Consider the following 24,281-nt stretch of genomic DNA (forward strand, 5'->3'; position numbering starts at 1 on the left):
CTCGTGAATCTGGCCCCCGCCGCATATCTGCGAAGCCTCCGCAATTCCCTCGATCTTCCGAATCCGGACATCTCTGTCCGGAAGGAATCGAGGAGAGGCAGATGAGCACGAGACGCTGAGTCCCGCTCAGCACCTCGAGCCCATCGCGGCGGCTTCTTCATCCGTGCGGGTCCGCACATCATTCGATTCACCGCACATTAGGTACACAAGGGAGTACTCGTGGAGTCCATCTCCGAGGTCCAGACCGACGCGTCCGAGAGCGACGCTGTCGACCAGACCACCCCAGCGGCCGACGAGGCCGCACCCCAGACCGAAACCACCCCGTCGCAAGCATCGACCGAGACCGAGACCGAGAGCGCCGACGCCGACGCCGCGGAAGCTTCGGCTCCCGAGTCGGAGGCCGCTGTCGAGACCGAGGTCGCAGAACCTACGGCCGAGGCGAGCACGGAGCCGGCCGAGGATGCAGGTAATGCCGCCGAGGCGAGCGACGAGACTGCTGACGCGGCCCCTGCCTCGTCCCCGGACGCCCAGGAAGCAGCGACTGCTGAGGAGCAGGCATCCGCAGCGCCATCAGAGGCCCCCGCCGAGGAGGCTCCCGCCGCTGAAGCGCCAGCCAAGCCGGTACGCAAGCGGGCACCCCGTCGAGCCAAGAGCACCGACGTTGCCGCGCAGGCTCCCGCAGACGAGGCTGCCGCAGAGCTGCCCGCGTCCACCGAGGCCGAGCAGTCGAGCGCGGCTGCAGACGACAAGCCGGTCGACACATCGGCCGAGGGCGACAAGCCCCTCGACGCAGGGGATGCCCCCGATGCGGCTCCTGCCGAGGCCGCAGCGACCGACGAGTCGTCGCCCAGCACCGAGTCCTCCGACGACGCAGGCGAGGAGTCCACGCCGAGCCGCAGCCGGAGCCGCAGCCGGAGCCGGAGCCGCAACCGGGCATCGGGCAACAGCGGCAACGGATCAGGTAACGCGGGCAACGGCAACGCGGGTTCGACCGGCGGGCCTGAGCAGTCGGCCTCCACGAACTCGGACGAGGACGGCGGTGCGTCCAGCGCTCGCGGTCGCCAGCGCAACAAGCGCCGTGGCCCGAACCAGAACGACGAGTTCGAGCCCGAGGTCGGCGAGGACGATGTCCTGATCCCGATCGCCGGCATCCTGGACGTGCTCGACAACTACGCCTTCGTCCGCACGACCGGCTACCTGCCCGGCCAGAGCGACGTGTACGTCTCGCTCGGTCAGGTCAAGAAGTACAACCTGCGCAAGGGTGATGCCGTCGTCGGTGCCATCAAGCAGCCCCGCGAAGGCGAGCAGACCGGCCGCCAGAAGTACAACGCACTCGTCAAGGTGGATGCCGTCAACGGCCTGTCGGTCGAGGACGCCGCGAACCGCGTCGAGTTCGGCAAGCTCACGCCGCTCTACCCGCAGGAGCGCCTGCGCCTGGAGACTGCCCCCGAAAAGCTGACGCAGCGGATCATCGACCTGGTCGCCCCGATCGGCAAGGGCCAGCGCGGCCTCATCGTCGCGCCCCCGAAGGCCGGTAAGACGATCGTGCTGCAGCAGATCGCGAACGCGATCGCGACGAACAACCCCGAGGTCCACCTCATGGTCGTGCTCGTCGATGAGCGGCCCGAAGAAGTCACCGACATGCAGCGCACCGTGAAGGGCGAGGTCATCGCCTCGACCTTCGACCGTCCAGCCGAAGACCACACCACGGTCGCCGAGCTCGCCATCGAGCGGGCCAAGCGCCTCGTCGAACTCGGCCGTGACGTCGTCGTGCTGCTGGATTCGATCACCCGACTCGGCCGCGCCTACAACATCTCCGCGCCGACTTCTGGCCGCGTCCTCACCGGCGGTGTCGACGCCTCAGCGCTCTATCCGCCCAAGCGCTTCTTCGGCGCTGCTCGCAACATCGAGAACGGCGGATCGCTCACGATTCTCGCCACGGCACTGGTCGAGACCGGCTCCAAGATGGACGACGTCATCTTCGAGGAGTTCAAGGGCACCGGCAACAGCGAACTGCGTCTGAACCGCCAGCTTGCTGACAAGCGCATCTTCCCCGCAGTGGATGTCAACGCGTCGAGCACGCGTCGCGAAGAGATGCTGCTCTCGCCCGACGAGGTCAAGATCACCTGGAAGCTGCGTCGCGCCCTCGCGGGCCTCGACCCCCAGCAGGCACTCGAGGTCGTGCTCGGAAAGCTCAAGGAAACCCAGTCCAACGTCGAGTTCCTCGTGCAGATGCAGAAGTCGATTCCGGCGCCGACCTCCAACGGTCACGGTGCCGGCGGACACGGCCACGGACACGAGAACAGCATCCGCTGACCCGGCGGCATCGAGATGGCCGAGCCGGCGATGTTCGACTCCGTCCGCGCGCTGATCGACGAGCACCGCGAGGTGCAGATCGAACTGTCTGACCCGGCGGTGCACGCAGATCCTGCCCGCGCAAAGCGGGTGAACAGACGCTACGCCGAACTGAGTCGGATTGTCGCTGCCCACGACGCGTGGGTGGCGGCATCCGATGACCTGGCAGCTGCCCGCGACCTCGCGAGGGAGGACGACGCCTTCGCCGAGGAGGTGCCGGCGCTCGAGGAGCGCCTCGCCGAAACGCAGGAGCGGCTTCGGCGGCTGCTGATTCCGCGAGACCCGGATGATGCGCGCGACGTGATCATGGAGATCAAGCAGGGCGAGGGCGGTGCAGAGAGCGCCCTGTTCGCCGCTGACCTGCTGCGGATGTACCTGCAGTACGCCGCCTCGAAAGGGTGGAAGACCGAACTCCTCGAGCGCAATGAGTCAGACCTCGGTGGGTTCAAGGATGTCCAGGTCGCGATAAAAGGGTCGTCCACCGACCCGTCGCAGGGTGTGTGGGCTCATCTGAAGTACGAGGGCGGCGTGCACCGCGTACAGCGGGTTCCCGCGACCGAGTCCCAGGGGCGCATTCACACCTCGACGACAGGCGTACTGGTCTTTCCCGAGGTCGACGAGCCCGAAGAGATCCACATCGATCAGAACGATCTCAAGATCGACGTGTTCCGTTCCTCCGGCCCCGGCGGCCAGTCGGTGAACACCACGGACTCGGCGGTGCGGATCACGCACCTGCCGACAGGCATCGTGGTGTCGATGCAGAACGAGAAGTCTCAGCTGCAGAACCGCGAGGCCGGGATGCGTGTCCTGCGAGCCCGGCTGCTGGCCAAACAGCAGGAGGAGCGGGATGCCGCGGCATCCGATGCCCGTCGCTCCCAGATCCGTGGGATGGATCGCTCGGAGCGCATTCGGACCTACAACTTCCCCGAGAATCGCATCGCCGATCACCGGACCGGCTACAAGGCCTACAACCTGGATCAGGTCATGGATGGCGCCCTCGAACCGATCATCGCGTCGTGCATCGCAGCCGACGAGGAGGAGCGGCTCGCCGCTCTCGGTTCAGACGGGAACTGATCCCGCGCGCCGCAGCGAGAGATCCTGTCGCGGTGGTCATCGAGGCGCTACTGTCAGGGCGTGGTCATGTTCCTCATCCGCGCGTTGATCTTCGTCCTCTCCGCCGCCGTCGGCCTCATCGCCGCCGACCTGCTGCTTCCCGGCTTCCGTATCGACTGGGCCGACTGGTGGGGCTTCGTCCTTGCCGTTTTGATCTTCGCCGTACTCCAGAGCGTCCTGTCGCCGTGGATCGCGACAGTCGCGAAGCGGAACGCACCCGCCCTGCTCGGGGGCATCGGCATCATCTCGACCCTTGTCGCGCTCGTGATCGTTGTGCTCATTCCCCGTGGCGGCATCAGCATCGGCGAGCCTTTCGTGCTCACCTGGATTCTCGCACCCGTCATTGTGTGGCTGGTCACGGCCCTCGCGACGTGGCTGCTGCCGATGGTCTTCATCAAGAAGAAGGTCGAGGAGCGTCGCTCCGAGAAATAGACGGGGCGCCGACCACGGCCGTCAGCAAAGGGGGGTAAAGACATGGACGTCATCATCACCGCGGGGACCATCGTCACGATGGACGCGGCGCGAACCAGAGCGCAGGCTGTCGCTGTCTCAGACGGGCGGATCGTCGCCGTGGGGAGCGTGGCTGAGTGTCAGAGCGCGCTACCTGGCGCAAGCCTGCACGATACGGGCGCCGCCGCGCTGCTACCCGGATTCGTCGAACCGCATTCGCATCCCGTTCTCAGCGGTATGGCCACGATGCCGCCGGCGTATTGGATCGCGCCGTGGTTCGCCCCGACATGGGATGACGTGGTCGCTGCCTTCCACAAGGCGATCGCGGAGACGCCGGCCGACCAGCCGCTCGCGTTCTTCGGCTTCGATGGTCTCCTGCACAAGCACGCCGACCCGACGGCACCAGAACTCGATGCCATCTTCGGCGACCGCATGGTGATGGTCTTCGGCAACTCGGGGCACACGTCCTACGTCACGACCGCGGTGCTCGAGCACCTCGGCTGGGTGAAGAACCCACCGGCGGACCCCGTTGGCGGATTCTTCGGCCGCAACGCCGACGGCTCCCTCACCGGTGTGGCCACCGAGATTCCTGCGGCCATGGCGCAGGCGGCTCCCGTGCTGGAGGCCCTTGCGAAGAGCCCGAAGCCCCTGCAGGGGGCCGTGGAGTACTACGTGCTGCTGTCCTCAGCGGGGATCACCGCCACCTCGGAGCATACGTACAAGACCGAGCTGAAGTCGGCGTACGAGGCACTCGCATCGCTTCCGAACAGCCCCCTGCGGATCTCGCTCTACCACATGTCGACGGAGGCTGACTGCGGTGATCCGTTCACCTCAGCGGCGCCTGACGAGATGCTGCGCAAGCAGGGGATCAAGCTCTGGGCCGACGGGTCGCCGTGGGTCGGCAACGTGGCGATGAGTTCGCCCTACCTCGACACCGACGTCACCCGCGCCGCGGGGATCGCTCCCGGCATCCCCGGCGAGAAGATGATGAACTACACCCGCGACCAGCTTGACGCCCTGTTGGAGGCTCACGTCGGTGAGGGCTGGCAGATGGCCTTCCACGCCAACGGCGATATCGCGATCGACATCGTGCTGGATGCCTTCACAACGGTGCTCGGCCGGCACAACCTGATCGAGAGTGATCACCGCTGGCGGATCGAGCACATCGGCGGTGCTCGTGCCGATCAATTCGCTCGGATGGCCTCAATCGGTGCCGTGCCCTCCATGGGCCCGTTCCAGTTCTACTACTGGGGCGATCTGCTCGACGGGGGCATGTTCGAGCCGGCGGTGGGTGGCGCGTGGCAGCGGTTCCGAGACGCCTTCGATGCTGGCCTTCCGGTCTCGTTCCACAATGACGGTTCCGTCACCCCTCCCACGCCGCTGCTGAACATGCAGGCAGCCGTCACGCGCCGATGCGTGTCCGGCGCCCTGCACGCTCCCGAACAGGCGGCGACGCTCGATGAGGCGCTTCGGGCACACACGATCAATGCAGCGTTCGCGCTGGGGCGCGAGCACGAGATCGGCTCGATCGAGGTCGGTAAGTTCGCTGACTTCGTCGAGCTCGATGCCGATCCCTACGCCGTCGTCCCCGACAAGATCGGTGCGATCGGTGTGCTCGGCACCTGGCTCGGGGGCGCTCGCGTCGATCTCGGGGAGTTCGCCGCGGCATCCCACCAGGTCGACGACGCTGCCTTCGCTCAGCTGCGCACCTATGGCGTGCCTGCTTGCTGTCACCTTCCCGGAGCTGACGCGTGACGGGTGGCTCGCCCGCATGATGGGCTCTGGAAGCCGCGCAAAGTTCGCAGAATGACGCGAAGTCCGCACGATTGTCGCGGCATCCTGCGAACCTCCTACGATTCTGCGAACTTCGCGCAGCTCAGATCTGGTAGTCAGGCATGGTCAGGATGGCGCGGGTGTCCATGCCGTCCTTGCGCTTGCGGGCTTTCGCTGGGATGCCGGTGAGCACGCTGTCGGCTGGCGCATCGCGGGTGACCACGGCGTTCGCGCCCACGACCGAGCGGTCGCCGATCGTGATCGGGCCCAGGATCTTCGCGCCGGCGCCGACAGCAACCTCGTTGCCGATCGTCGGGTGACGCTTGCCACCCTCCCGTTGCCGGCCGCCCAGGGTCACCTGGTGATAGAGCAGGACGTCATCGCCGATCTCGACGGTCTCGCCGATGACGACCCCCATGCCGTGGTCGATGAAGAACCGGCGCCCGATCTGCGCTCCGGGATGGATCTCGATGCCGGTGAGCCAGCGCGCCAGCTGCGACCCCGCCCGTGCGAGGAAGCGCACGTTGTGGGTCCACAGCCAGTGGTTGACCCGGTGCGCCCAGATCGCGTGCAGGCCCGAGTAGAGCACCGCGATCTCCAGACCGCTGCGGGCAGCAGGGTCTCGAAGCTTTGCTGCGGCAATGTCCTCACGGACCCGGCCGAGGACGTGGAGGACCCCCACGCTCAGTCCTCGCGCAGGTGCTCGAACAGTGCCGTTGAGAGGTAGCGCTCGCCGTTGGAGGGGATGACCACAACGATGTTCTTGCCCGCGGCCTCGGGTCGCGCGGCGACCTGAAGAGCAGCCCACACTGCCGCGCCGCTGGAGATGCCGACGAGGATGCCGTCCTTCGTGCCCACCGCGCGCGCGGTGGTGATCGCGTCGTCGAACTCGACGTCGATGACCTCGTCGATAACGCCCTGATCGAGGATCTCGGGGATGAAGTTCGGGCCGATGCCCTGGATCTTGTGGGGACCGGGGCGGCCCTCGGTCAGCAGCGGGGAGTCCTTAGGCTCGACGGCGACGACCTTGACGCCGGGGACGCGCTCCTTGAGCACCTGGCCGACGCCGGTGATCGTGCCGCCCGTGCCGATCCCGGCCACGAAGTAGTCCACCTTGCCGTCGGTGTCGCGCAGGATCTCTTCAGCGGTGGTCTTGCGATGGATCGCAGGGTTCGCCTCGTTGGCGAACTGCTTGGCAAGGACCGCTCCGGGCGTGGACGCAGCGATCTCCTCTGCCTTCGCGACGGCACCCTTCATACCCAACGCCGGGTCGGTGAGCACGAGTTCGGCGCCGTAGCCCTTCAGGAGTAGCTTGCGCTCGGTCGACATCGATGAGGGCATGGCCAGGATGACCTTGTAGCCACGAGCGGCGCCGACCATGGCCAGCGCGATGCCGGTGTTGCCGCTGGTGGCCTCGACGATCGTGCCGCCCGGCGGGAGTTCGCCTGAGGCTTCGGCGGCATCCACGATCGCGATGCCGAGGCGGTCCTTCACGCTGGACGCGGGGTTGTAGAACTCGAGCTTTGCCAGCACGGTGCCATCGACGCCCTCGGCGACCCGGTTCAACCGGACGAGGGGAGTGTTGCCGAACGCGCTCGTGATGTCGTTGTGGATACCGGTCATTGCGGGGCCTTTCGGGCGACGTGGGTGACAGCAATTCAGCTTAGGCGAGCCTCATTGCTCCGGCCCCGATTGTGACGAAGAACGTCCCGGGGTCCTAGGCTTGGGGCGCCCATGCCTGCCCACAGTGTCCCTGATGACATCCGCCCCGCCGAGACGATCGCAACGTCCGTCGCTGCCGCGGCCGAGACGTTGATCGCGGCCGGAATCGCCGATGCCCGCGTAGATGCCGAACTCCTTCTGGCGCACGTGCTGGGTGCAAGTCGCGGCGAGCTGCAGGCCGCGGCACTTCGCGGCGACGCCATGGATGCGACATCCGACGCGCACTATCGGGAGCTGGTGGCGCGGCGCGCGGCCCGCGAGCCGCTGCAGCACATCACGGGAAGCGCACCGTTCCGCCACCTTGAACTGCGTGTCGGTCCGGGCGTCTTCGTACCGAGACCAGAGACGGAGACGCTCGTACAGATCGCGCTGGATGCGCTGCTTGCCGCGGCGTCTCCCTCGCCGATCGCCATCGACCTCGGCACTGGGTCGGGCGCGATCGCTCTCGCGCTGGCGACCGAGGCTCCGCACGCCCGCATCTTCGCCGCCGAGAACGCTGTCGATGCCTTCGTGTGGGCCAAAGAGAACTTCGCTCAGGTCGGTGCCCAGAACGCCACCCTCGCCTTCATCGATCTGGCGCATGCCTTTCCCGACCTCGACGGGACGGCTTCCGTGGTCGTGAGTAATCCGCCGTACGTTCCGGATGCCGCGGTGCCGCGTGACCCCGAGGTGCGGTGGTTCGATCCGCCGAGCGCCCTCTACGGCGGGGAGGACGGGCTGGATGTCGTCAGGCAGGTCAGTGCGACGGCGCTGCGATTGGCTCACCCCGGCGCGCTCGTAGCCATCGAGCACGGCGAGAGTCAGGGTGCGGCTATCCGGGAACTGCTGGTGGCTGACGGATGGCGAGCACCCGCGACCCACATGGATCTCACGCGCCGCGATCGGGTCACCACCGCGCTGCATCCGTAACCGCTCCCGCTGCCTGCAACGGTCGCCGCTTCCCGGAACGGCCCGTGGCTTCCGTAGACTGAGCAGGCCATGTCCGACATCTTCGACTGCCGTGACGATGCCCAGCTCTTGCCCGGCATGCGACAGGCGCGCCAAGCGATCGGCCGGGGTGCCCTTGTCGTCATCCCTACCGACACCGTCTACGGTGTAGCCGCCGACGCGTTCAGCGCTGCCGCCGTGCAGCGGTTGCTGGATGCCAAGGGCCGTACGCGTGAATCGCCGCCGCCCGTGCTCGTGGCGGGAACCACCATGGTGCGCGCACTCGTTGCCGACCTACCCGAGCCGGTCGAGCGACTCATCGAGAGGTTCTGGCCCGGCGGATTGACGATCGTCCTTCCCGCTCAGCCCTCGTTGACGTGGGACCTGGGGGAGACCCGCGGCACGGTCGCGGTTCGGATGCCCGATCACCGCATCGCGCTCGAACTCATCGAAGAGACCGGTCCGCTCGCGGTCTCGAGCGCGAACCTGACCGGTGAGGCCGCTGCCGTCGACGTGCTCAGCGCCCACCAGATGCTCGGTGACCGGATCGATGTCTACTTGGATTCGGGTCCCGTCGCCACGGGAGTTCCCTCGACGATCCTCGACGCCACGGGACTCGCTCGGCGCGAGCCGGGAACGGCGCGCATTCTTCGTGTCGGCGCGGTGACGGCTGATGAGATCCGTGAGGTGATCGGCGATCTGCTCGATGACCCCGCTGCGCCGCCCGTCGACACGGATGCCGACGACACCGGATCCGCGTGAAGCAATACCTGTTCGTCGTCATCCTGACCGCGACCATCACGCTCGTGCTGGCGTGGGCGGTGTGGCAGTTGAGCATGCGCTACAAGCTTTACCCCGGCATCCGGGAGCGCGACGTCCACAAGACGCCGACGCCGCGCCTAGGCGGGGTCGCCATGTATCTCGGTATCGTCGCTGCATTCCTCGCATCGTCGCAGCATCCCTTCTTCTCGATTTTCTGGGCGGACCCCGCGGCGGTGTGGGCGATCCTCGGCGCCACGACACTCATCGTGCTCGTCGGTGTCGCCGACGACATCTGGGACCTCGACTGGATGATCAAACTCGGCGCGCAGTTCGCGGCCGCGGGAATCATCGCGTGGTTCGGCAAGCTGCAGATCCTCTCGCTTCCGATCGGCGGGCTGACGGTCGGCTCGAGTTGGATGAGCTTCGTACTCACGGTCTTGTCGATCGTGATCGTCATGAACGCGGTCAACTTCATCGACGGACTCGATGGTCTTGTCGCCGGTGTCGCCCTCATCGCCAATGGCGTCTTCTTCGCGTACTCGTACCTGCTCGTCCGTGACGCCGGAGCAACCACCTACTTCAACCTGGCATCCTTCATCGCGGCAGCGCTCATCGGGGCGTGTATCGGATTTCTTCCACTGAACTGGACGCCCGCGAAGCTCTTCATGGGAGACAGCGGAGCACTCATGCTGGGCCTGCTGATGGCTGTGTCGGCGATCGCGATCACCGGTCAGATCACCCCGTCGCAACTCGATCCCGACAACTTCGGCAGGTCCCAGCTGCTCGGTGCATTCATCCCGATCCTGCTGCCGATCACGATCGTGCTGCTACCGCTGCTCGATTTCGGTCTCGCGATCATCCGTCGTGTCGGGGCCGGGAAGTCGCCGTTCTCGCCGGACCGCAAGCACCTGCACCACCGGATGCTCGACATGGGCCACAGCGATCGCACTGCCGTCCTGATTTTCTATGCGTGGACCGCGATCATCGGCCTGGCCATGCTGCTGATGTACATCGGAACCGCATCCGACTGGCCGGGGGAGTACCTCCTCGGCGTCGGGTTCGGCGTCGTCGGCGCTATCGCCTGCCTCGTCGTCACCCTCATGCCCCCGGGGCGTCGCCCCGACCCCGTCATCGCCCAGGAGGCCTCGTGAGCACCGTGTCAAGCACCCCGATCCTGCGTACGACGGTGATCTGGTCGGCGATCGTGACCGGAGCGCTCGCCGTCGTCGGTGCCCTCGTCGGCTACCTCGCCGCCGGCGAGTCGGGGCTCTGGAGCGCCCTGCTCGGTGTGCTGCTTGCCGCGGTTTTCCTCGGGATCACGAGTATCAGCATCCTGATCGCCAACCGGTGGTTCGGAACCGACCTGTATGTGCCGATCTTCTTCGGCATCGTGCTGGGCGGCTGGCTGCTGAAGTTCATCGTGTTTCTGGTCGTACTGTTCGTCGTGCGTGACCAGCCCTGGGTCAACGAGATGGTGTTCTTCCTCGCCATGGTTGCGGGCATCCTCGCCTCGCTCGCCGTTGATGTCATCGTGCTGACCCGGATGCGGTTGCCCTACGCGAGCGACACGAAACTGCCCACCGCGGATCCCGACGACACCTCCGTAAGGGAGTGACGCGGCGCCGGCACCCCTCCGGGTTTGCTAATGTGGTCTTGCGCCCGCCCGTTCGCCTGACGAGCGCTGCCGGGATCGCCAAACTCATCGCCCATCGTCGCAACGGCTTATCCCCGGTGCCCCGAAGCTGGAGCCAGCGCTGTTTACTCAAGCTGCGAGCCTTATCGTGTCCACTGCCGAAGATGGCGGGGGATTCCACGGACCATCCGTCGATGAGTTCTTCCCGGAGCCGATCTTCCACCTGTTCGGGATCGAGGCGCTCGCGGTTACGCGAATCACCCTGATCCAGTTCGCTGCGACGATCGCGATCGTCCTGATCTTCTGGCTGGGCACGCGCCGCATGCGGGTCGTGCCGGGTCGCTTCCAGAGCCTGGTCGAGATGGGCCTGGACTTCGTACGGGTGAACATCGCCGAGGATCTGCTGGGCAAGAAGGACGGCCAGCGGTTCCTGCCGATCCTCACGACGATGTTCTTCATGATCCTGTTCATGAACATCACGGGAATCATTCCGTTCATGAACATCGCGGGGACGAGCGTGATCGCCGTGCCGCTGGTTCTCGCGATCATCAGCTACGTGACGTTCATCTACGCCGGCATTCGCAAGAGCCCGAAGAACTTCTTCAAGAACTCGCTGTTCCCCTCGGGCGTGCCGTGGCCGATCTACATCATCGTCACCCCGATCGAGCTGATCTCGACCTTCATCATCCGTCCGGTGACGCTGACTCTTCGACTCCTCATGAACATGATGGTCGGTCACCTGCTGCTCGTCCTCTTCTTCGCGGCGACGCAGTTCTTCCTCTTCGACCTCGGCGGCTGGTGGTCGGCTCTGGCAGCTGGCAGCCTCGCCTTCGGGTTCGTCTTCACTCTGTTCGAAATCCTGGTGGCCGTCCTCCAGGCCTACGTCTTCGCCCTCCTCACCGCGGTTTACATCCAGCTCGCGGTGGCGGAAGAGCACTAAGCGGGTCGGCCCGAAAGCCGCCCTCAACCGAAAGGAAAAATCCGTGGACGCAACTACGGTTCTCGCCCAGGTATCCGGCAACGTCGCGACGATGGGCTACGGCCTTGCCGCCATCGGCCCGGCCATCGGCGTGGGCATCGTCGTCGGCAAGACGATCGAGGGCGTTGCCCGCCAGCCCGAGCTGGCCGGTCGTCTGCAGGTGCTGATGTGGATCGGTATCGCCTTCACCGAGGCGCTGGCGTTCATCGGTATCGCCACTTACTTCATCTTCGTCTGATCCGACTCACCAGCCTTAAGGAGACAGGATGCTCACGGCTCTTGTCACGTACGCCGCCGAAGAGGGGGCTGCGCACAACCCCCTCATCCCGGCGTGGTACGACATCATCTGGTCGTCGGTGTGCTTCATCGTCATCCTCGTGCTGTTCTGGCTGTACGCCCTCCCGCGGATGAAGAAGCTGCTCGACGAGCGATCCGCGGCGATCGAAGGCAACATTGCGAAGGCCGACGAGGCACAGCGCAAGGCGGAGGCTGCCCTCGAGGAGTACACCGCGCAGCTGGCTGATGCCCGCCGCGAGGCCGGCGAGATCCGCGACGCCGCCCGCGAGGACGGTAAGAAGATCGTCGCCGAAGCCAAGGAGACCGCGTCTGCCGAGGCCACGCGCCTTACGGCTGCCGCGCACGCGCAGATCGACGCCGAGCGCCAGACGGCGTTCGTGTCGCTGCGCAGCGAAGTGGGCACCCTCGCCCTCGACCTCGCCGGCGGAGTGATCGGTGAGACGCTGTCGGATGACGCCAAGGCCAAGGCCGTGGTCGACCGGTTCCTTGCTGACCTCGAGGCATCCGAGACGGCGGCCAAGTAATGGGCAGCGCGACGAATCAGGCGCTCGCGGAAACGACCGCGGCGCTGGCTGCGGCTCGTGGCGTCGACCTGACCGTCGCCCGCGAGCTGTTCGTTGCCGCGCGTGAGCTCGGCCAGACCTCGCAGCTCAGCGGTGCGCTGGCCGACTCGGCAGCTGCTCCCGCGGCTCGCGCGAAGGTGATCACTGATGTCTTCGGTCCGTCGATGGCACCGGCGACTGTCGGCTTGCTCACCAACGCCGTAACACAGCGGTGGTCGTCGGCATCCGATCTCATCGATGGCATCGAGGAGCTCGCCGTCCGCGCCGCCACCATCGCGTCGGACGCTGACGTCGAGTCCGAGCTGTTCGAGTTCTCCCGCACGGTCGCGGCGAACCCCGAACTCGAACTCGCGCTCGGGAGCCGCCTCGGTGATGCCGCAGCGAAGGGTGACCTGGTCGCGAAGCTCCTGACCGGGCGGGCGAGCGAAGCGACGGTCCTGGTCGCATCCTCGCTCGTGCAGCAGCCGCGCGAACGCCGCGTACGTCAGCTGTTGTCGCGTGCGATCCGCATCGTCGCCGACGAACGCGGCCGCGCTGTCGCCACCGTCACCGCAGCGGCAGCGCTGAGCACGGAACAGGCGAGCCGCCTCACCGAGCTGCTCAGCCGTCGCTACGGCACCAAGATCTCCCTGAACACCGTGATCGACCCGACGGTGGTCGGTGGCCTGCGTGTGCAGATCGCCGATGACGTCATCGACATGAGCGTTTCCTCCCGGCTCGCAGACCTCCGTCAGCGACTGGCCGGCTAACGACACCGCCGACAGGCGCAGACTTCGGGTCCGACGCACGGAACCCGAGAAAGACCTTAACGAAGGAAGACCATGGCAGAACTCTCCATCAGCCCCGACGTCATCCGTGACGCGCTGAAAGACTTCGTCGCGGCCTACGAGCCCTCCGGGGCAGCGGCCAACGAGGTCGGCACCGTCATCGACGCCGCCGACGGCATCGCCCATGTCGAGGGTCTCCCCGGCGTGATGGCCAACGAGCTGGTGACCTTCGCTGACGGCACCGCGGGCCTGGCCCTGAACCTCGACGAGCACGAGATCGGTGTCGTCGTCCTCGGCGATTTCGCCGGCATCGAGGCGGGTCAACAGGTCACGCGTACCGGCGAGGTGCTCTCGGTTCCCGTCGGCGACGGCTACCTCGGCCGGGTCGTCGACCCGCTCGGCAACCCGATCGACGGTCTCGGCGAGGTTGCCACCGAAGGCCGCCGCGCTCTGGAGCTGCAGGCGCCGGGCGTCATGCAGCGCAAGAGCGTGCACGAGCCCATGCAGACCGGCATCAAGGCGATCGACGCGATGATCCCTGTCGGCCGCGGTCAGCGCCAGCTCATCATCGGCGACCGCCAGACCGGCAAGACGGCGATTGCGATCGACACGATCATCAACCAGAAGGACAACTGGGCGTCGGGCGACGTGAACAAGCAGGTGCGATGCATCTACGTCGCCATCGGCCAGAAGGGCTCGACGATCGCCGCCGTGAAGGGTGCGCTCGAGGATGCCGGTGCCATGGAGTACACGACCATCGTCGCCGCTCCCGCATCCGACCCCGCGGGCTTCAAGTACCTGGCTCCCTACACCGGTTCCGCCATCGGCCAGCACTGGATGTACGGCGGCAAGCACGTCCTGATCATCTTCGATGACCTCTCGAAGCAGGCCGAGGCCTATCGTGCGGTGTCGCTGCTGCTTCGCCGCCCGCCGGGCCGCGAGGCCTACCCCGGCGACGTCTTCTACCTGCACTCGCGTCTGCTCGAGCGTTGCGCGAAGCTCTCCGATGAGCTGGGCGCAGGCTCCATGACGGGTCTTCCGATCATCGAGACCAAGGCCAACGACGTGTCGGCGTACATCCCGACGAACGTGATCTCGATCACCGACGGCCAGATCTTCCTGCAGTCCGACCTCTTCAACGCCAACCAGCGTCCCGCTGTCGACGTGGGTATCTCGGTCTCGCGCGTTGGTGGTGACGCTCAGGTCAAGTCCATCAAGAAGGTCTCGGGAACGCTCAAGCTCGAGCTTGCCCAGTACCGCTCACTCGAGGCATTCGCGATGTTCGCGAGCGACCTGGATGCGGCATCCCGTCGCCAGCTCGCCCGCGGTGCGCGTCTGACCGAGCTGCTCAAGCAGCCGCAGTACTCGCCGTACCCCGTTGAGGAGCAGGTCGTCTCGATCTGGGCCGGCACCAACGGCAAGCTCGACACGATCGAGGTCGAGGACGTGCTGCCGTTCGAGCGCGAGCTGCTGGACTTCCTGCGCCGCAACACGACGATCCTCGACCGTCTTCGCGAGACCAACGTGCTGGATGACGACACCGTCGCCGAGCTCGAGAAGGTCGTCGATGACTTCGTGCTGGAGTTCCGCTCCGGCAAGGGGCAGGCGATCTCCAAGCCCGGCCACGAAGAGGTCGGCGCCGCACAGGCCGAGGACGTCAACCAGGAGAAGATCGTCAAGGGCCGCCACTAAGGGCGCGCGAGGGCGATAAACCATGGGCGCACAACTCCGGGTCTACAAGCAGAAGATTTCTTCTGCCCAGACGACCAAGAAGATCACGAAGGCGATGGAACTCATCGCGGCTTCGCGCATTCAGAAGGCGATGGGTCGCGTGCGGGCGTCAGCTCCGTTCGCTCGTGCGGTAACGCGCGCGGTGTCGGCGGTTGCCACGCACTCGAACGTTGATCACCCGCTCACCACCGAGCGTGAGGTCATCCGGCGCTCTGCCGTGGTGATCTTCGCCTCCGACCGTGGACTTGCCGGCGCGTTCAACTCGCAGATCCTTCGCGAGGGTCTCGAGCTCGCGCAGCTACTGCGTGAGCAGGGCAAGGAGCCGGTGTTCTATCTCGTCGGACGCAAGGCCGTCGGGTACTTCCAGTTCCGCAAGATGGCAAGCGCCGGACAGTGGACGGGCGACACCGACACGCCGCACTTCCACACCGCGGAAGAGATTGCGGCAGCCCTGCTGGATGCGTACGACCGTGGCGGCAACGAGGGCGGCGTCGATGAGATCCACCTCGTCTACAACCGCTTCGTCAGCATGATGACCCAGAGCCCCGAGCAGGTTCGCCTGCTGCCGCTCGAGGTCGTCGAGGCCGAGGAGTCGGCATCCGCTCAGGTGTACCCGCTGTACGAGTTCGAGCCGGATGCCGAAACGGTGCTCAACCAGCTGCTGCCGGTGTACATCCAGAGCCGCGTCTTCAACGCCCTCCTGCAGTCGTCCGCCGCCAAGCATGCCGCGACGCAGAAGGCGATGAAGTCCGCGAGCGACAACGCCGACAAGCTCATCACCGACTACACCCGCCTGCGCAACAACGCGCGACAGGCCGAGATCACGCAGCAGATCGCCGAGATCGTCGGCGGCGCCGACGCTCTGGCGTCGGGCAAGTAGACCTGACACGAAAGAGAATGACCATGACTCCCACCGCAACCGCCGAGAAGACCGCGGTCGTCGGCCGCGTCGCGCGCGTGACCGGCCCTGTCGTCGACATCGAGTTCCCGCATGACTCGATTCCCGACATCTACAACGCGCTGACCACCACGATCACGATCGATGGCGAGTCCAGCGAGTTGACCCTCGAGGTCGCACAGCACCTGGGTGACGACCTCATCCGCGCCATCGCACTCAAGCCCACCGACGGTGTCGTTCGTGGTCAGGAAGTCCGTGACACGGGCGGCCCGATCTCGGTGCCGGTGGGCGACGTGACCAAGGGCCACGTGTTCAACGTCACCGGCGAGGTCCTCAACGCCGAGCCGGGCGAGAAGATCGAGATCACCGAGCGGTGGGGCATCCACCGCAAGGCTCCGGCCTTCGACCAGCTCGAGTCCAAGACGACGATGTTCGAGACCGGCATCAAGGTCATCGACCTGCTGACCCCCTACGTGCAGGGTGGAAAGATCGGCCTCTTCGGTGGTGCCGGCGTCGGCAAGACCGTCCTCATCCAGGAGATGATCCAGCGCGTCGCGCAGGACCACGGTGGTGTGTCGGTGTTCGCCGGTGTCGGTGAGCGTACCCGTGAGGGCAACGACCTCATCCACGAGATGGAGGACGCCGGGGTCTTCGACAAGACCGCGCTCGTGTTCGGTCAGATGGACGAGCCGCCGGGGACCCGCCTTCGCGTGGCGCTGTCGGCCCTGACGATGGCCGAGTACTTCCGTGACGTCCAGAAGCAGGACGTGCTGCTGTTCATCGACAACATCTTCCGCTTCACGCAGGCAGGTTCCGAGGTCTCGACGCTGCTCGGCCGTATGCCCTCCGCCGTGGGTTACCAGCCGAACCTCGCCGACGAGATGGGTGTGCTCCAGGAGCGCATCACCTCGACGCGTGGTCACTCGATCACGTCGCTCCAGGCAATCTACGTGCCCGCTGACGACTACACCGACCCGGCGCCGGCGACCACCTTCGCCCACCTGGATGCGACCACCGAGCTCTCGCGTGCGATCGCCTCGCGCGGTCTGTACCCCGCGGTTGACCCGCTGACCTCGACCAGCCGCATCCTCGACCCGCGCTACGTCGGTGAAGACCACTACCGTGTGGCGACCGCCGTCAAGCAGATCCTGCAGAAGAACCAGGAACTGCAGGAGATCATCGCGATCCTCGGTGTCGACGAGCTCTCCGAAGAGGACAAGGTCGTCGTGTCGCGTGCGCGCCGGATCCAGCAGTTCCTCTCGCAGAACACCTACATGGCCAAGAAGTTCACCGGTGTCGAGGGTTCCACGGTCCCGATCAAGGAGACGATCGAGTCCTTCGACGCGATCGTCAAGGGTGACTTCGACCACGTCGCCGAGCAGGCGTTCTTCAACGTGGGTGGCATCTCCGACGTCGAAGAGCGCTGGGCGCAGATCCAGAAGGAGAACGGCTGATCATGCCGCTGCACGTCAGCCTCGTCTCCGCCGACGCCGAAGTGTGGTCGGGGGAGGCATCCCTCGTCGTCGCGAAGACCGTCGAGGGTGAGATCGGCTTCATGGCGGGTCACGAGCCGGTGCTCGCGATCCTCGCCGAGGGCCAGGTGCGCATCACGAAGGATGACGGCAGCAAGGTCGTCGCGAACGCTCAGGACGGCTTCCTCTCCATCGAGAGCGATGTCGTCACGATCGTGGCCGGCAACGCTGCTCTCGTCGCCTGACATCAGCATCCGCCCGGCGTAGGCCTCGGCCGCGTTGAACGGGCGTAGGAAGAATCGCCGAGGTAGGACGAATGCATCGTCATCCGTCCTACCTCGGCGATTTCGCCTTTCTCGGTGAGGAGATGCGGTGCTGATCCTGCTGCCTCCCTCGGAGACGAAGCGACCAGGCGGAGAGGGTGCGCCGTGGGATGCATCCCGTCTGGCGTTTTCTGAACTCACGCCGATCCGCGAGTCGGTGATCGACGCGCTGGTGCGGCTGAGCGATAACCCGGATGCCGCAGCCAAGGTCCTGAAGCTCGGGCCGAAGCAGCGCGGCGAGATCGAAACGAACCGGTCGCTGCGCACCTCCCCGACGATGCCGGCGATCGACAGGTACACGGGGGTGCTTTTCGACGCTCTGGATGCCGCGAGTCTCGACTCGTCTGCCAGGCGCTGGCTCGGCGACCATGTCGTGATCCATTCCGCGCCTTTCGGCCTGGTCGGTGCTCTGGACCCCATTCCGTCCTACCGGCTGGGTGCGGGCATCAGTCTTCCCGGCCTCGCCTCGCAGCGGCGCCTCTGGGCCGGTCCCGTCGCGGCAGCGCTCGCCCGTGACACCCGCGGGTTTGTGCTCGACCTGAGGTCCGAGGCCTACGTTGCGCTCGGGGCTGCACCGGTCGGGCGGAGCGCCTACGTGCGAGTCCTGACGCGGGCTCCGGACGGGCAGACGCGAGCGCTCAATCACTTCAACAAAGCCGCTAAGGGCCGGCTCACCCGCGCTCTCGCGGAGTCCAGCGCCGACCTCGCGGACACAGCGCAGTTCGTGAGATGGGCGAGCGACGCCGGGTTCGAGACGGCCCCCGACGGCGACGTCATGACGCTCATCTTGCCCCCACGCTGAGAATCTGCTGACAGCTACGCTCAAGGATCGCTAGCATGTGGTGCAGCGGGCGAGTGCCCCGTCGCGCACCGGCTCGAGGTGCGAGTCCTGACCGTTCGGGAGGAACGTTCATGTTCGAAAACGTAGGCGCCTCGGTCGTCTATTACAACGACGGCGCGTCGATCGGCTTGCTGATCTTCTTCGCCTTCTTCTGGATCATCTTTGCCGCAGCGGGCTACGTCCTGACCTCGTTCTTCTTGATGAGGATCTTCGACAAGGCTGGCGTGCAGGGCAAGTGGCGCGCGTGGGTGCCCGTCTACAACGGCATGATCTTCCTCAAGCTCGGCGACCTCAGCCCCTGGCTGCTCCTCTACGCGATCGGTGCGGCGATCCTGCTCGGCTGGATCCCCGTCATCGGCCAGCTCATCGGCCTCGCCGCGTTCGTGCTGACGCTGCTCGCTGCCTGGCGCGTTGGCCTCAAGCTGCAGAAAGAGGCAGTCTGGCTCATTCTCTACTTCTTCCTCTCGATCGTCTGGCTCGGTATCGCGGCCTTCGACAAGTCGCGTTGGAACACGGCGATCCCGGCCGCGCCCTGGGCGGGCAACGGGTTCCTGGGAGACCGTACGAACTGGGACGGCATCCCCTCGCAGGTTCCGGCCGGTGGTTACCCCGCGAACCCGGCAACCAGCCCCGCAGCCGGCTACGCGGCACCGCCGGCTCCGCCGACCGGATACGCTCCTCCGGCCGCACCCCCTGCCGCGCCTCCCGCTGCTGCACCGCAGCCCCCGGCAAGCCCGGAGCCGCCCGCAGCGCCCGAAGAGCCCAAGGCCTAATCCCGCTTGACCCCAGAGGCCCCCACCGCACGGTGGGGGCCTCTCACACGTTCGGCTGTTGCAATCTCGGCCGTTCGCTGACGGCGCAGCCGAGTGATTTGCCTGCCGCAGGATGCCGGGCGTAGCGTCAGCGAGGACGTGTCCGCGGGGAGCCGACCGTCCGTTCGGTGGAAGGACCTCCTCGTGCTCTGGACCCTCCTGGTGCGATACCTGCGACCCGCGTGGCCGCTCATCATCGCCGTCATCGTGTTTCAGCTCGCTCAGTCGATCGCGTCGCTGCTGCTTCCGACTCTGAACGCTGACATCATCGACAACGGTGTGGTGACCGGCGACATCGCCTACATCTGGTCGACCGGCGGTCTCATGCTCGTCATCTCGCTCGTGCAAGTCGTGTGCGCGATCATCGCCGTGTACTTCGGGTCGCGACTTGCCATGGGAATGGGCAAGAACCTGCGGGCCGATGTCTTCCACCGCGTCGTCGCGTTCTCGCAGCGCGAGGTCGGGAGCTTCGGCGCGCCGTCTCTCATCACGCGCAACACGAACGACGTGCAGCAGGTGCAGATGCTCGTGCAGGTTTCGGCGACGCTGATGGTCTCGGCCCCGATGCTCGCGATCGGCGGGGTGATCATGGCGATTCGCCAGGACCCCGGCCTGTCGTGGCTCATGGCGGTAGCGGTGCCTGTGCTGCTGATCCTGGTTTCACTCATCGTCGTGCGAATGGTTCCCGCGTTCACGGTCATGCAGCAGCGGATCGACCGCGTCAATCAGATCATGCGCGAGCAGCTGAGCGGCATCCGTGTCGTCCGCGCCTTCGTTCGTGAAGACCACGAACGCCAGCGCTTCGACGTCGCGAGCCGCGACGTGATGGCAACGGGACTTCGCGCGGGCAACCTCATGGCGCTGATGTTTCCCGTCGTCATGCTCGTGCTCAACGTGTCGAGCGTCGCGGTGATCTGGTTCGGCGCCTTCCAGGTGCAAAACGACGGCGTCGAGATCGGCACGCTGTTCGCCTTCCTCACCTACATCATGCAGATCCTCATGGGCGTCATGATGGCGACCTTCATGTTCGTCATGATCCCGCGCGCCGCGGTCTGTGCGAAGCGGATCGGTGAGGTCCTGGACACGGAGCCCTCGGTCGAGCCTCCCGCAGAGGCCGTCAGCGCGCCGGTGCCGCGCGGCAAGGTCGAGTTCTCCCACGTCGACTTCGCGTACCCCGGCGCCCAGGATGCGGTTCTTCACGACATCACCTTCACCGTCGAGCCAGGCACGACGACAGCGATCATCGGATCGACCGGGTCGGGCAAGTCGACGCTCATCGGGCTCGTGCCGCGCTTGTTCGACGTGACCGCGGGGGAGGTGCGCGTCGACGGCGTCGATGTGCGCTCCTACGATCCCGACGACCTGTGGGCGCGGATCGGGCTGGTTCCGCAGCGGGCTTTCCTGTTCTCGGGAACCGTCGCGTCCAATCTGCGCTACGGGGATGCCGCCGCCGACGACGCGAGCCTCTGGCGTGCCCTCGAGCTTGCGCAGGCGCGTTCCTTCGTCGAGGCGTTCCCCCTGGGACTTGACGCTCCGATTGCGCAGGGAGGCACGAATGTCTCGGGTGGACAGCGTCAGCGCCTCGCGATCGCTCGCGCGCTCGTAAAGAACCCCCCGATCTTCATCTTCGACGACTCGTTCTCAGCCCTCGATCTGCGAACGGATGCCGCGCTTCGCCGGGCCCTCGACACCGAGCTCCCCGACGCTACGCGCTTGGTCGTCGCCCAGCGGGTCTCGACGATTCAGCACGCCGACCAGATCGTGGTGCTCGACCACGGCCGGATCGTCGGCATCGGCACCCATGAGGAGCTCGTGGAGACGTGCGAGACCTACCGCGAGATCGTTGATTCTCAGCTCTCGGCGGAGGCAGCAGCATGAGCGCGCCACGTCCCGCTGCAGGTGCAGCTCCCGCGCGCGGTCCGATGGGTGGTGGCCCCATGGGGCGCGGCATGGGAATGCCCGTCCAGAAGGCTCAGAACTTCGGCGCGAGCGCGAAGCGACTGCTCGCGCATCTGCGCCGAGAGAATGCTCTCCTCATCCTGGTCATCGTGTTGGGTGTGTTCTCGGTCGCGCTGTCGGTGATCGGACCGAAGCTCCTCGGGGAGGGCACCAACCTCGTTTTCGCCGGGTTCGTCTCGCTGCAGTTTTCGGATGTTCCCGCGGGAACCACGCAGCAGCAGATCATGGACCAGCTGATCGCGAACGGTCAGCAGGAGCAGGCAGACCTGCTCTCCACGATGACCTTCACCCCGGGCGCGGGTATCGACTTCGCAGCCCTTGGCCAACTCCTGCTGCTCGTGCTCGCCGTGTATGTGGGCGCGAGCCTGTTCGGCTGGCTGCAGGCCCGCATCCTGAACGGTGTCGTCCAGCGCGCGATGCACCGACTGCGCATCGAGGTCGAGCAGAAGATCCACCGCCTGCCGCTGTCGTACTTCGACCGGGTGCAGCGCGGCGAGTTGCTGAGCCGCGTCACCAATGACGTCGACAACATCGGTCAAAGCCTCCAGCAGACACTGTCGCAGGTCGTCATTTCGCTCCTGACGGTGATCGGCGTCCTTGTCATGATGTTCGTGATCTCGCCGCTGCTGGCGGTGATCGCACTGGTGACGATTCCCCTCACGATCGTGGTCACGGTCCTCGTCGCACGCCGCTCCCAAGCGCTGTTCGTCACCCAGTGGCGGGCGACGGGGGTTCTCAACGCCCGCATCGAGGAGACCTTCTCGGGGCATTCGGTGGTCAAGGTCTTCGGCCACCAGCGCGAGGCCGAGGCCGACTTCGCCGCCGAGAACGAGGAGGTGTACCGCGCGAGCTTCGGGGCACAGTTCCTGTCTGGCATCATCATGCCCGCGATGATGTTCATCGGGAACCTCGTCTACGTCGCTATCGCGGTGGTCGGCGGGCTGCAGGTTGCCGGGGGGATGCTCTCGATCGGAGACGTGCAGGCCTTCATCCAGTACTCGCGGCAGTTCACGCAGCCCCTCAGTCAGCTCGGATCCATGGCGAACCTGCTGCAGTCGGGCGTGGCCAGCGCCGAGCGGGTCTTCGAGCTGCTCGATGAGCCCGAGCAGACCGACGATCCGCAGCCCGCGGAGACCGTGCCGAACGACGCGAGCACGCTCGAGTTCCGCGACGTGTCCTTCCGCTATGCCGCCGACACGCCGCTGATCGATGATCTGAGCCTGCGCGCCGCATCCGGAAGCACGGTCGCGATCGTGGGACCCACAGGCGCGGGAAAGACGACGCTCGTCAACCTCGTCATGCGCTTCTACGACGTGGATGAGGGCGGCATCCTGCTCGACACCGCGGCGGGGCTTCCAGGCGGCGGTCTCGATACTCGACGGATGACGCGCGATGACCTGCGGGCGCGCACCGGCATGGTGCTGCAGGACACGTGGCTGTTTTCGGGCACGATCCGAGAGAACATCGCGTACGGGAGGCCGGACGCGACCGAGGAAGAGCTCGTGGCGGCGGCATCCGCGGCATACGTCGACCGGTTCGTCCATGCCCTGCCGGACGGGTACGACACGGTGCTCGATGATGAGGCGACGAATCTCTCGGTCGGTGAGCGCCAGCTCGTCACAATCGCGCGGGCGTTCCTCGCGGATCCGCGCATCCTGATTCTCGATGAGGCAACCTCGTCGGTCGACACCCGCACGGAGCTTCTGATCCAGCGCGCGATGTCTCGACTGCGCCGTGACCGCACCTCGTTCGTCATCGCGCACCGTCTTTCGACGATTCGGGATGCCGACCTCATCCTGGTCATGGAGAGCGGCGCGATTGTCGAACAAGGGACGCACGACGAGTTGCTGCGTGCGCGGGGGGCCTACTGGGCGCTCTATAACGCACAGTTCGAGGCTCCCGCCGATGAGGGCGCCGAGCCCAGCGTGAACGGATGACGGCGCATCGCCGGCGCGGTATGTCCCCGCTCGGGACCTGACGTTCGATTAGGATGTGACGGTCGGTGCCTGGCGCCGATACCGACAACGACGAGGAAAGGGTCGCGTGGCCGAGGTTTCCGCCCATTCCCGCACCGTTGACCTGGCACGCGATCGCCTCGAGCTCGCGTGGGCCGCGGTGACAGATACCGGCCGTCGGCGTGAGATCAATCAGGATGCCGTCCTCGCGGAGTACCCGCTGTTCGTCGTCGCCGATGGAATGGGCGGCCATATCGGTGGTGAGATCGCCAGCGCGAGCGCTGTCGAACGTCTTCACGCGGTTGCCGACACAGGTTCGGTCTCCACCAAAGCGATCGAGAAGGCCCTCGCGCGAGCGGTGAAAGACATCGCAGCTCGCCCGGAAGCAACCGACGAGGCTACCGGCACGACCGTGACCGGGCTGTTTCTGGATGTGTCGGGGGCTGAGGCATCCTGGGTCGCCCTCAACATCGGGGATTCGCGGGTCTACCTGCTGCGCGATGGCGCTATCGTTCAGGTCACGACAGACCACTCGGTCGTGCAGGAGCTCATCGCCTCGGGGCGATTGAGTCCGGAAGAAGCCGAGAACCACCCGTACGGCAACGTCATCACTCGGGCTCTCGGGCCGAGCGAGAGCGTCACACCCGACTACGTCCGACTCGACGTCGTCGACGGCGACAGATTCGTCATCTGCTCCGACGGACTGACCAAGGAGCTCACCGACTTCGGTATTCAGCACTTCCTCGTCGAGCACCCCGAGCCGGCGGCGGCGGTCGAAGCGATGCTGGATGCCGCGCTCGAGAACGGCGGACGAGACAACATCTCGATCGTCGTTGTGAACGTCGCTCGCGTCCCCGGCGCCTGAGGTTCCGCTCCTCCCCAACACGGCGTTCTCTCCGGTCGCGCAGGATGGCGGGCCCGGTACCGTGACCGCGCTGGACCCGATGAT

23 protein-coding genes are annotated in these 24,281 nt (G+C 66.1%); 21 read left to right on the forward strand and 2 right to left on the reverse strand.

What is annotated here, in order from left to right; all coding sequences use genetic code 11:
* The first annotated feature begins 219 nt into the window (after positions 1-219).
* The 4 genes from rho (at position 220) to AB0O89_RS08130 (ending at position 5,673) form a co-directional block, all read left to right on the forward strand.
* On the forward strand, positions 220-2,316 hold the full coding sequence (rho, locus tag AB0O89_RS08115) for a transcription termination factor Rho (protein WP_363496070.1): 2,097 nt from the start codon (positions 220-222) through the stop codon (positions 2,314-2,316).
* Positions 2,317-2,346: 30 nt separating this feature from the next.
* Positions 2,347-3,429 (forward strand): peptide chain release factor 1, encoded by a 1,083-nt coding sequence (gene prfA / locus AB0O89_RS08120; protein ID WP_292711899.1) that lies wholly within the window; start codon positions 2,347-2,349, stop codon positions 3,427-3,429.
* A gap of 66 nt (positions 3,430-3,495) precedes the next feature.
* Positions 3,496-3,900 (forward strand): hypothetical protein, encoded by a 405-nt coding sequence (locus AB0O89_RS08125; protein ID WP_267189575.1) that lies wholly within the window; start codon positions 3,496-3,498, stop codon positions 3,898-3,900.
* A gap of 42 nt (positions 3,901-3,942) precedes the next feature.
* A complete protein-coding gene (locus AB0O89_RS08130) occupies positions 3,943-5,673 on the forward strand; it encodes an amidohydrolase (RefSeq protein WP_363496073.1) in 1,731 nt (576 codons plus the stop codon).
* A gap of 121 nt (positions 5,674-5,794) precedes the next feature.
* On the opposite strand, the gene epsC is transcribed toward AB0O89_RS08130, so the two are convergent.
* Positions 5,795-6,373: a serine O-acetyltransferase EpsC gene (gene epsC, locus AB0O89_RS08135; RefSeq protein WP_363496076.1), complete on the reverse strand. Its 579-nt coding sequence runs from the start codon at positions 6,371-6,373 to the stop codon at positions 5,795-5,797.
* 2 nt (positions 6,374-6,375) lie between these two features.
* Positions 6,376-7,314, reverse strand: coding sequence for a cysteine synthase A (cysK, locus tag AB0O89_RS08140; RefSeq protein WP_292711906.1), 939 nt, complete (start codon positions 7,312-7,314; stop codon positions 6,376-6,378).
* A 111-nt stretch (positions 7,315-7,425) separates the two neighbouring features.
* Between cysK and prmC the strand changes: the two genes are divergently transcribed.
* The 17 genes from prmC (at position 7,426) to AB0O89_RS08225 (ending at position 24,197) form a co-directional block, all read left to right on the forward strand.
* Positions 7,426-8,322 (forward strand): peptide chain release factor N(5)-glutamine methyltransferase, encoded by an 897-nt coding sequence (gene prmC / locus AB0O89_RS08145; RefSeq protein WP_363496079.1) that lies wholly within the window; start codon positions 7,426-7,428, stop codon positions 8,320-8,322.
* 69 nt (positions 8,323-8,391) lie between these two features.
* Positions 8,392-9,102 carry an L-threonylcarbamoyladenylate synthase gene (locus AB0O89_RS08150; RefSeq protein WP_363496082.1) on the forward strand — a complete coding sequence of 237 codons (711 nt, stop codon included), beginning with the start codon at positions 8,392-8,394 and terminating at the stop codon, positions 9,100-9,102.
* Complete coding sequence (locus AB0O89_RS08155; RefSeq protein ID WP_363496085.1) at positions 9,099-10,253, forward strand: MraY family glycosyltransferase; 1,155 nt, start codon at positions 9,099-9,101, stop codon at positions 10,251-10,253. The genes AB0O89_RS08150 and AB0O89_RS08155 overlap by 4 nt, the downstream gene beginning before the upstream one ends.
* Positions 10,250-10,717, forward strand: a complete 468-nt coding sequence (locus AB0O89_RS08160) for a hypothetical protein (protein WP_363496088.1) — start codon at positions 10,250-10,252, stop codon at positions 10,715-10,717. The genes AB0O89_RS08155 and AB0O89_RS08160 overlap by 4 nt, the downstream gene beginning before the upstream one ends.
* Positions 10,718-10,883: 166 nt before the next feature.
* On the forward strand, positions 10,884-11,675 hold the full coding sequence (atpB, locus tag AB0O89_RS08165; RefSeq protein WP_292711923.1) for a F0F1 ATP synthase subunit A: 792 nt from the start codon (positions 10,884-10,886) through the stop codon (positions 11,673-11,675).
* A gap of 43 nt (positions 11,676-11,718) precedes the next feature.
* Positions 11,719-11,952, forward strand: coding sequence for an ATP synthase F0 subunit C (atpE, locus tag AB0O89_RS08170; RefSeq protein WP_292711925.1), 234 nt, complete (start codon positions 11,719-11,721; stop codon positions 11,950-11,952).
* A gap of 28 nt (positions 11,953-11,980) precedes the next feature.
* Positions 11,981-12,535 carry a F0F1 ATP synthase subunit B gene (locus tag AB0O89_RS08175; protein WP_292711927.1) on the forward strand — a complete coding sequence of 185 codons (555 nt, stop codon included), beginning with the start codon at positions 11,981-11,983 and terminating at the stop codon, positions 12,533-12,535.
* Positions 12,535-13,323, forward strand: a complete 789-nt coding sequence (locus tag AB0O89_RS08180; protein ID WP_292711929.1) for a F0F1 ATP synthase subunit delta — start codon at positions 12,535-12,537, stop codon at positions 13,321-13,323. The genes AB0O89_RS08175 and AB0O89_RS08180 overlap by 1 nt, the downstream gene beginning before the upstream one ends.
* Positions 13,324-13,395: 72 nt before the next feature.
* On the forward strand, positions 13,396-15,033 hold the full coding sequence (gene atpA, locus AB0O89_RS08185) for a F0F1 ATP synthase subunit alpha (protein ID WP_363496093.1): 1,638 nt from the start codon (positions 13,396-13,398) through the stop codon (positions 15,031-15,033).
* A gap of 22 nt (positions 15,034-15,055) precedes the next feature.
* A complete protein-coding gene (locus tag AB0O89_RS08190; protein WP_292711933.1) occupies positions 15,056-15,952 on the forward strand; it encodes a F0F1 ATP synthase subunit gamma in 897 nt (298 codons plus the stop codon).
* Between the two features lie 23 nt (positions 15,953-15,975).
* A complete protein-coding gene (gene atpD, locus AB0O89_RS08195; RefSeq protein ID WP_292711935.1) occupies positions 15,976-17,424 on the forward strand; it encodes a F0F1 ATP synthase subunit beta in 1,449 nt (482 codons plus the stop codon).
* A gap of 2 nt (positions 17,425-17,426) precedes the next feature.
* Positions 17,427-17,687 (forward strand): F0F1 ATP synthase subunit epsilon, encoded by a 261-nt coding sequence (locus AB0O89_RS08200; protein ID WP_228177666.1) that lies wholly within the window; start codon positions 17,427-17,429, stop codon positions 17,685-17,687.
* A 127-nt stretch (positions 17,688-17,814) separates the two neighbouring features.
* A complete protein-coding gene (locus AB0O89_RS08205; protein ID WP_363496098.1) occupies positions 17,815-18,567 on the forward strand; it encodes a peroxide stress protein YaaA in 753 nt (250 codons plus the stop codon).
* Positions 18,568-18,677: 110 nt separating this feature from the next.
* Positions 18,678-19,379: a large exoprotein gene (locus tag AB0O89_RS08210; RefSeq protein ID WP_347424130.1), complete on the forward strand. Its 702-nt coding sequence runs from the start codon at positions 18,678-18,680 to the stop codon at positions 19,377-19,379.
* A gap of 183 nt (positions 19,380-19,562) precedes the next feature.
* Positions 19,563-21,296, forward strand: a complete 1,734-nt coding sequence (locus AB0O89_RS08215; protein WP_363496101.1) for an ABC transporter ATP-binding protein — start codon at positions 19,563-19,565, stop codon at positions 21,294-21,296.
* Entirely contained in the window at positions 21,293-23,314 is a 2,022-nt protein-coding gene (locus AB0O89_RS08220) for an ABC transporter ATP-binding protein (protein WP_363496104.1), read from the forward strand. Before AB0O89_RS08215 ends, AB0O89_RS08220 begins: the two co-directional genes overlap by 4 nt.
* Before the next feature lie 106 nt (positions 23,315-23,420).
* Entirely contained in the window at positions 23,421-24,197 is a 777-nt protein-coding gene (locus tag AB0O89_RS08225; protein ID WP_363496107.1) for a protein phosphatase 2C domain-containing protein, read from the forward strand.
* Positions 24,198-24,281: the final 84 nt, after the last annotated feature.

Origin of the sequence: Microbacterium sp. NPDC076895, assembly GCF_040687115.1 — a bacterium.
In the GTDB taxonomy this organism is placed as follows: Bacteria; Actinomycetota; Actinomycetes; order Actinomycetales; family Microbacteriaceae; genus Microbacterium.

What these genes read in the sequence shown, in the direction of transcription:
- prfA (WP_292711899.1), top strand. Translation starts at nt 2,347, where the DNA reads ATGTTCGACTCCGTCCGCGCGCTGATCGACGAGCACCGCGAGGTGCAG.
- AB0O89_RS08125 (WP_267189575.1), top strand. Translation starts at nt 3,496, where the DNA reads ATGTTCCTCATCCGCGCGTTGATCTTCGTCCTCTCCGCCGCCGTCGGC.
- AB0O89_RS08130 (WP_363496073.1), top strand. Translation starts at nt 3,943, where the DNA reads ATGGACGTCATCATCACCGCGGGGACCATCGTCACGATGGACGCGGCG.
- cysK (WP_292711906.1), bottom strand. Translation starts at nt 7,314, where the DNA reads ATGACCGGTATCCACAACGACATCACGAGCGCGTTCGGCAACACTCCC.
- prmC (WP_363496079.1), top strand. Translation starts at nt 7,426, where the DNA reads ATGCCTGCCCACAGTGTCCCTGATGACATCCGCCCCGCCGAGACGATC.
- AB0O89_RS08150 (WP_363496082.1), top strand. Translation starts at nt 8,392, where the DNA reads ATGTCCGACATCTTCGACTGCCGTGACGATGCCCAGCTCTTGCCCGGC.
- AB0O89_RS08175 (WP_292711927.1), top strand. Translation starts at nt 11,981, where the DNA reads ATGCTCACGGCTCTTGTCACGTACGCCGCCGAAGAGGGGGCTGCGCAC.
- AB0O89_RS08180 (WP_292711929.1), top strand. Translation starts at nt 12,535, where the DNA reads ATGGGCAGCGCGACGAATCAGGCGCTCGCGGAAACGACCGCGGCGCTG.
- atpA (WP_363496093.1), top strand. Translation starts at nt 13,396, where the DNA reads ATGGCAGAACTCTCCATCAGCCCCGACGTCATCCGTGACGCGCTGAAA.
- AB0O89_RS08190 (WP_292711933.1), top strand. Translation starts at nt 15,056, where the DNA reads ATGGGCGCACAACTCCGGGTCTACAAGCAGAAGATTTCTTCTGCCCAG.
- atpD (WP_292711935.1), top strand. Translation starts at nt 15,976, where the DNA reads ATGACTCCCACCGCAACCGCCGAGAAGACCGCGGTCGTCGGCCGCGTC.
- AB0O89_RS08200 (WP_228177666.1), top strand. Translation starts at nt 17,427, where the DNA reads ATGCCGCTGCACGTCAGCCTCGTCTCCGCCGACGCCGAAGTGTGGTCG.
- AB0O89_RS08210 (WP_347424130.1), top strand. Translation starts at nt 18,678, where the DNA reads ATGTTCGAAAACGTAGGCGCCTCGGTCGTCTATTACAACGACGGCGCG.
- AB0O89_RS08220 (WP_363496104.1), top strand. Translation starts at nt 21,293, where the DNA reads ATGAGCGCGCCACGTCCCGCTGCAGGTGCAGCTCCCGCGCGCGGTCCG.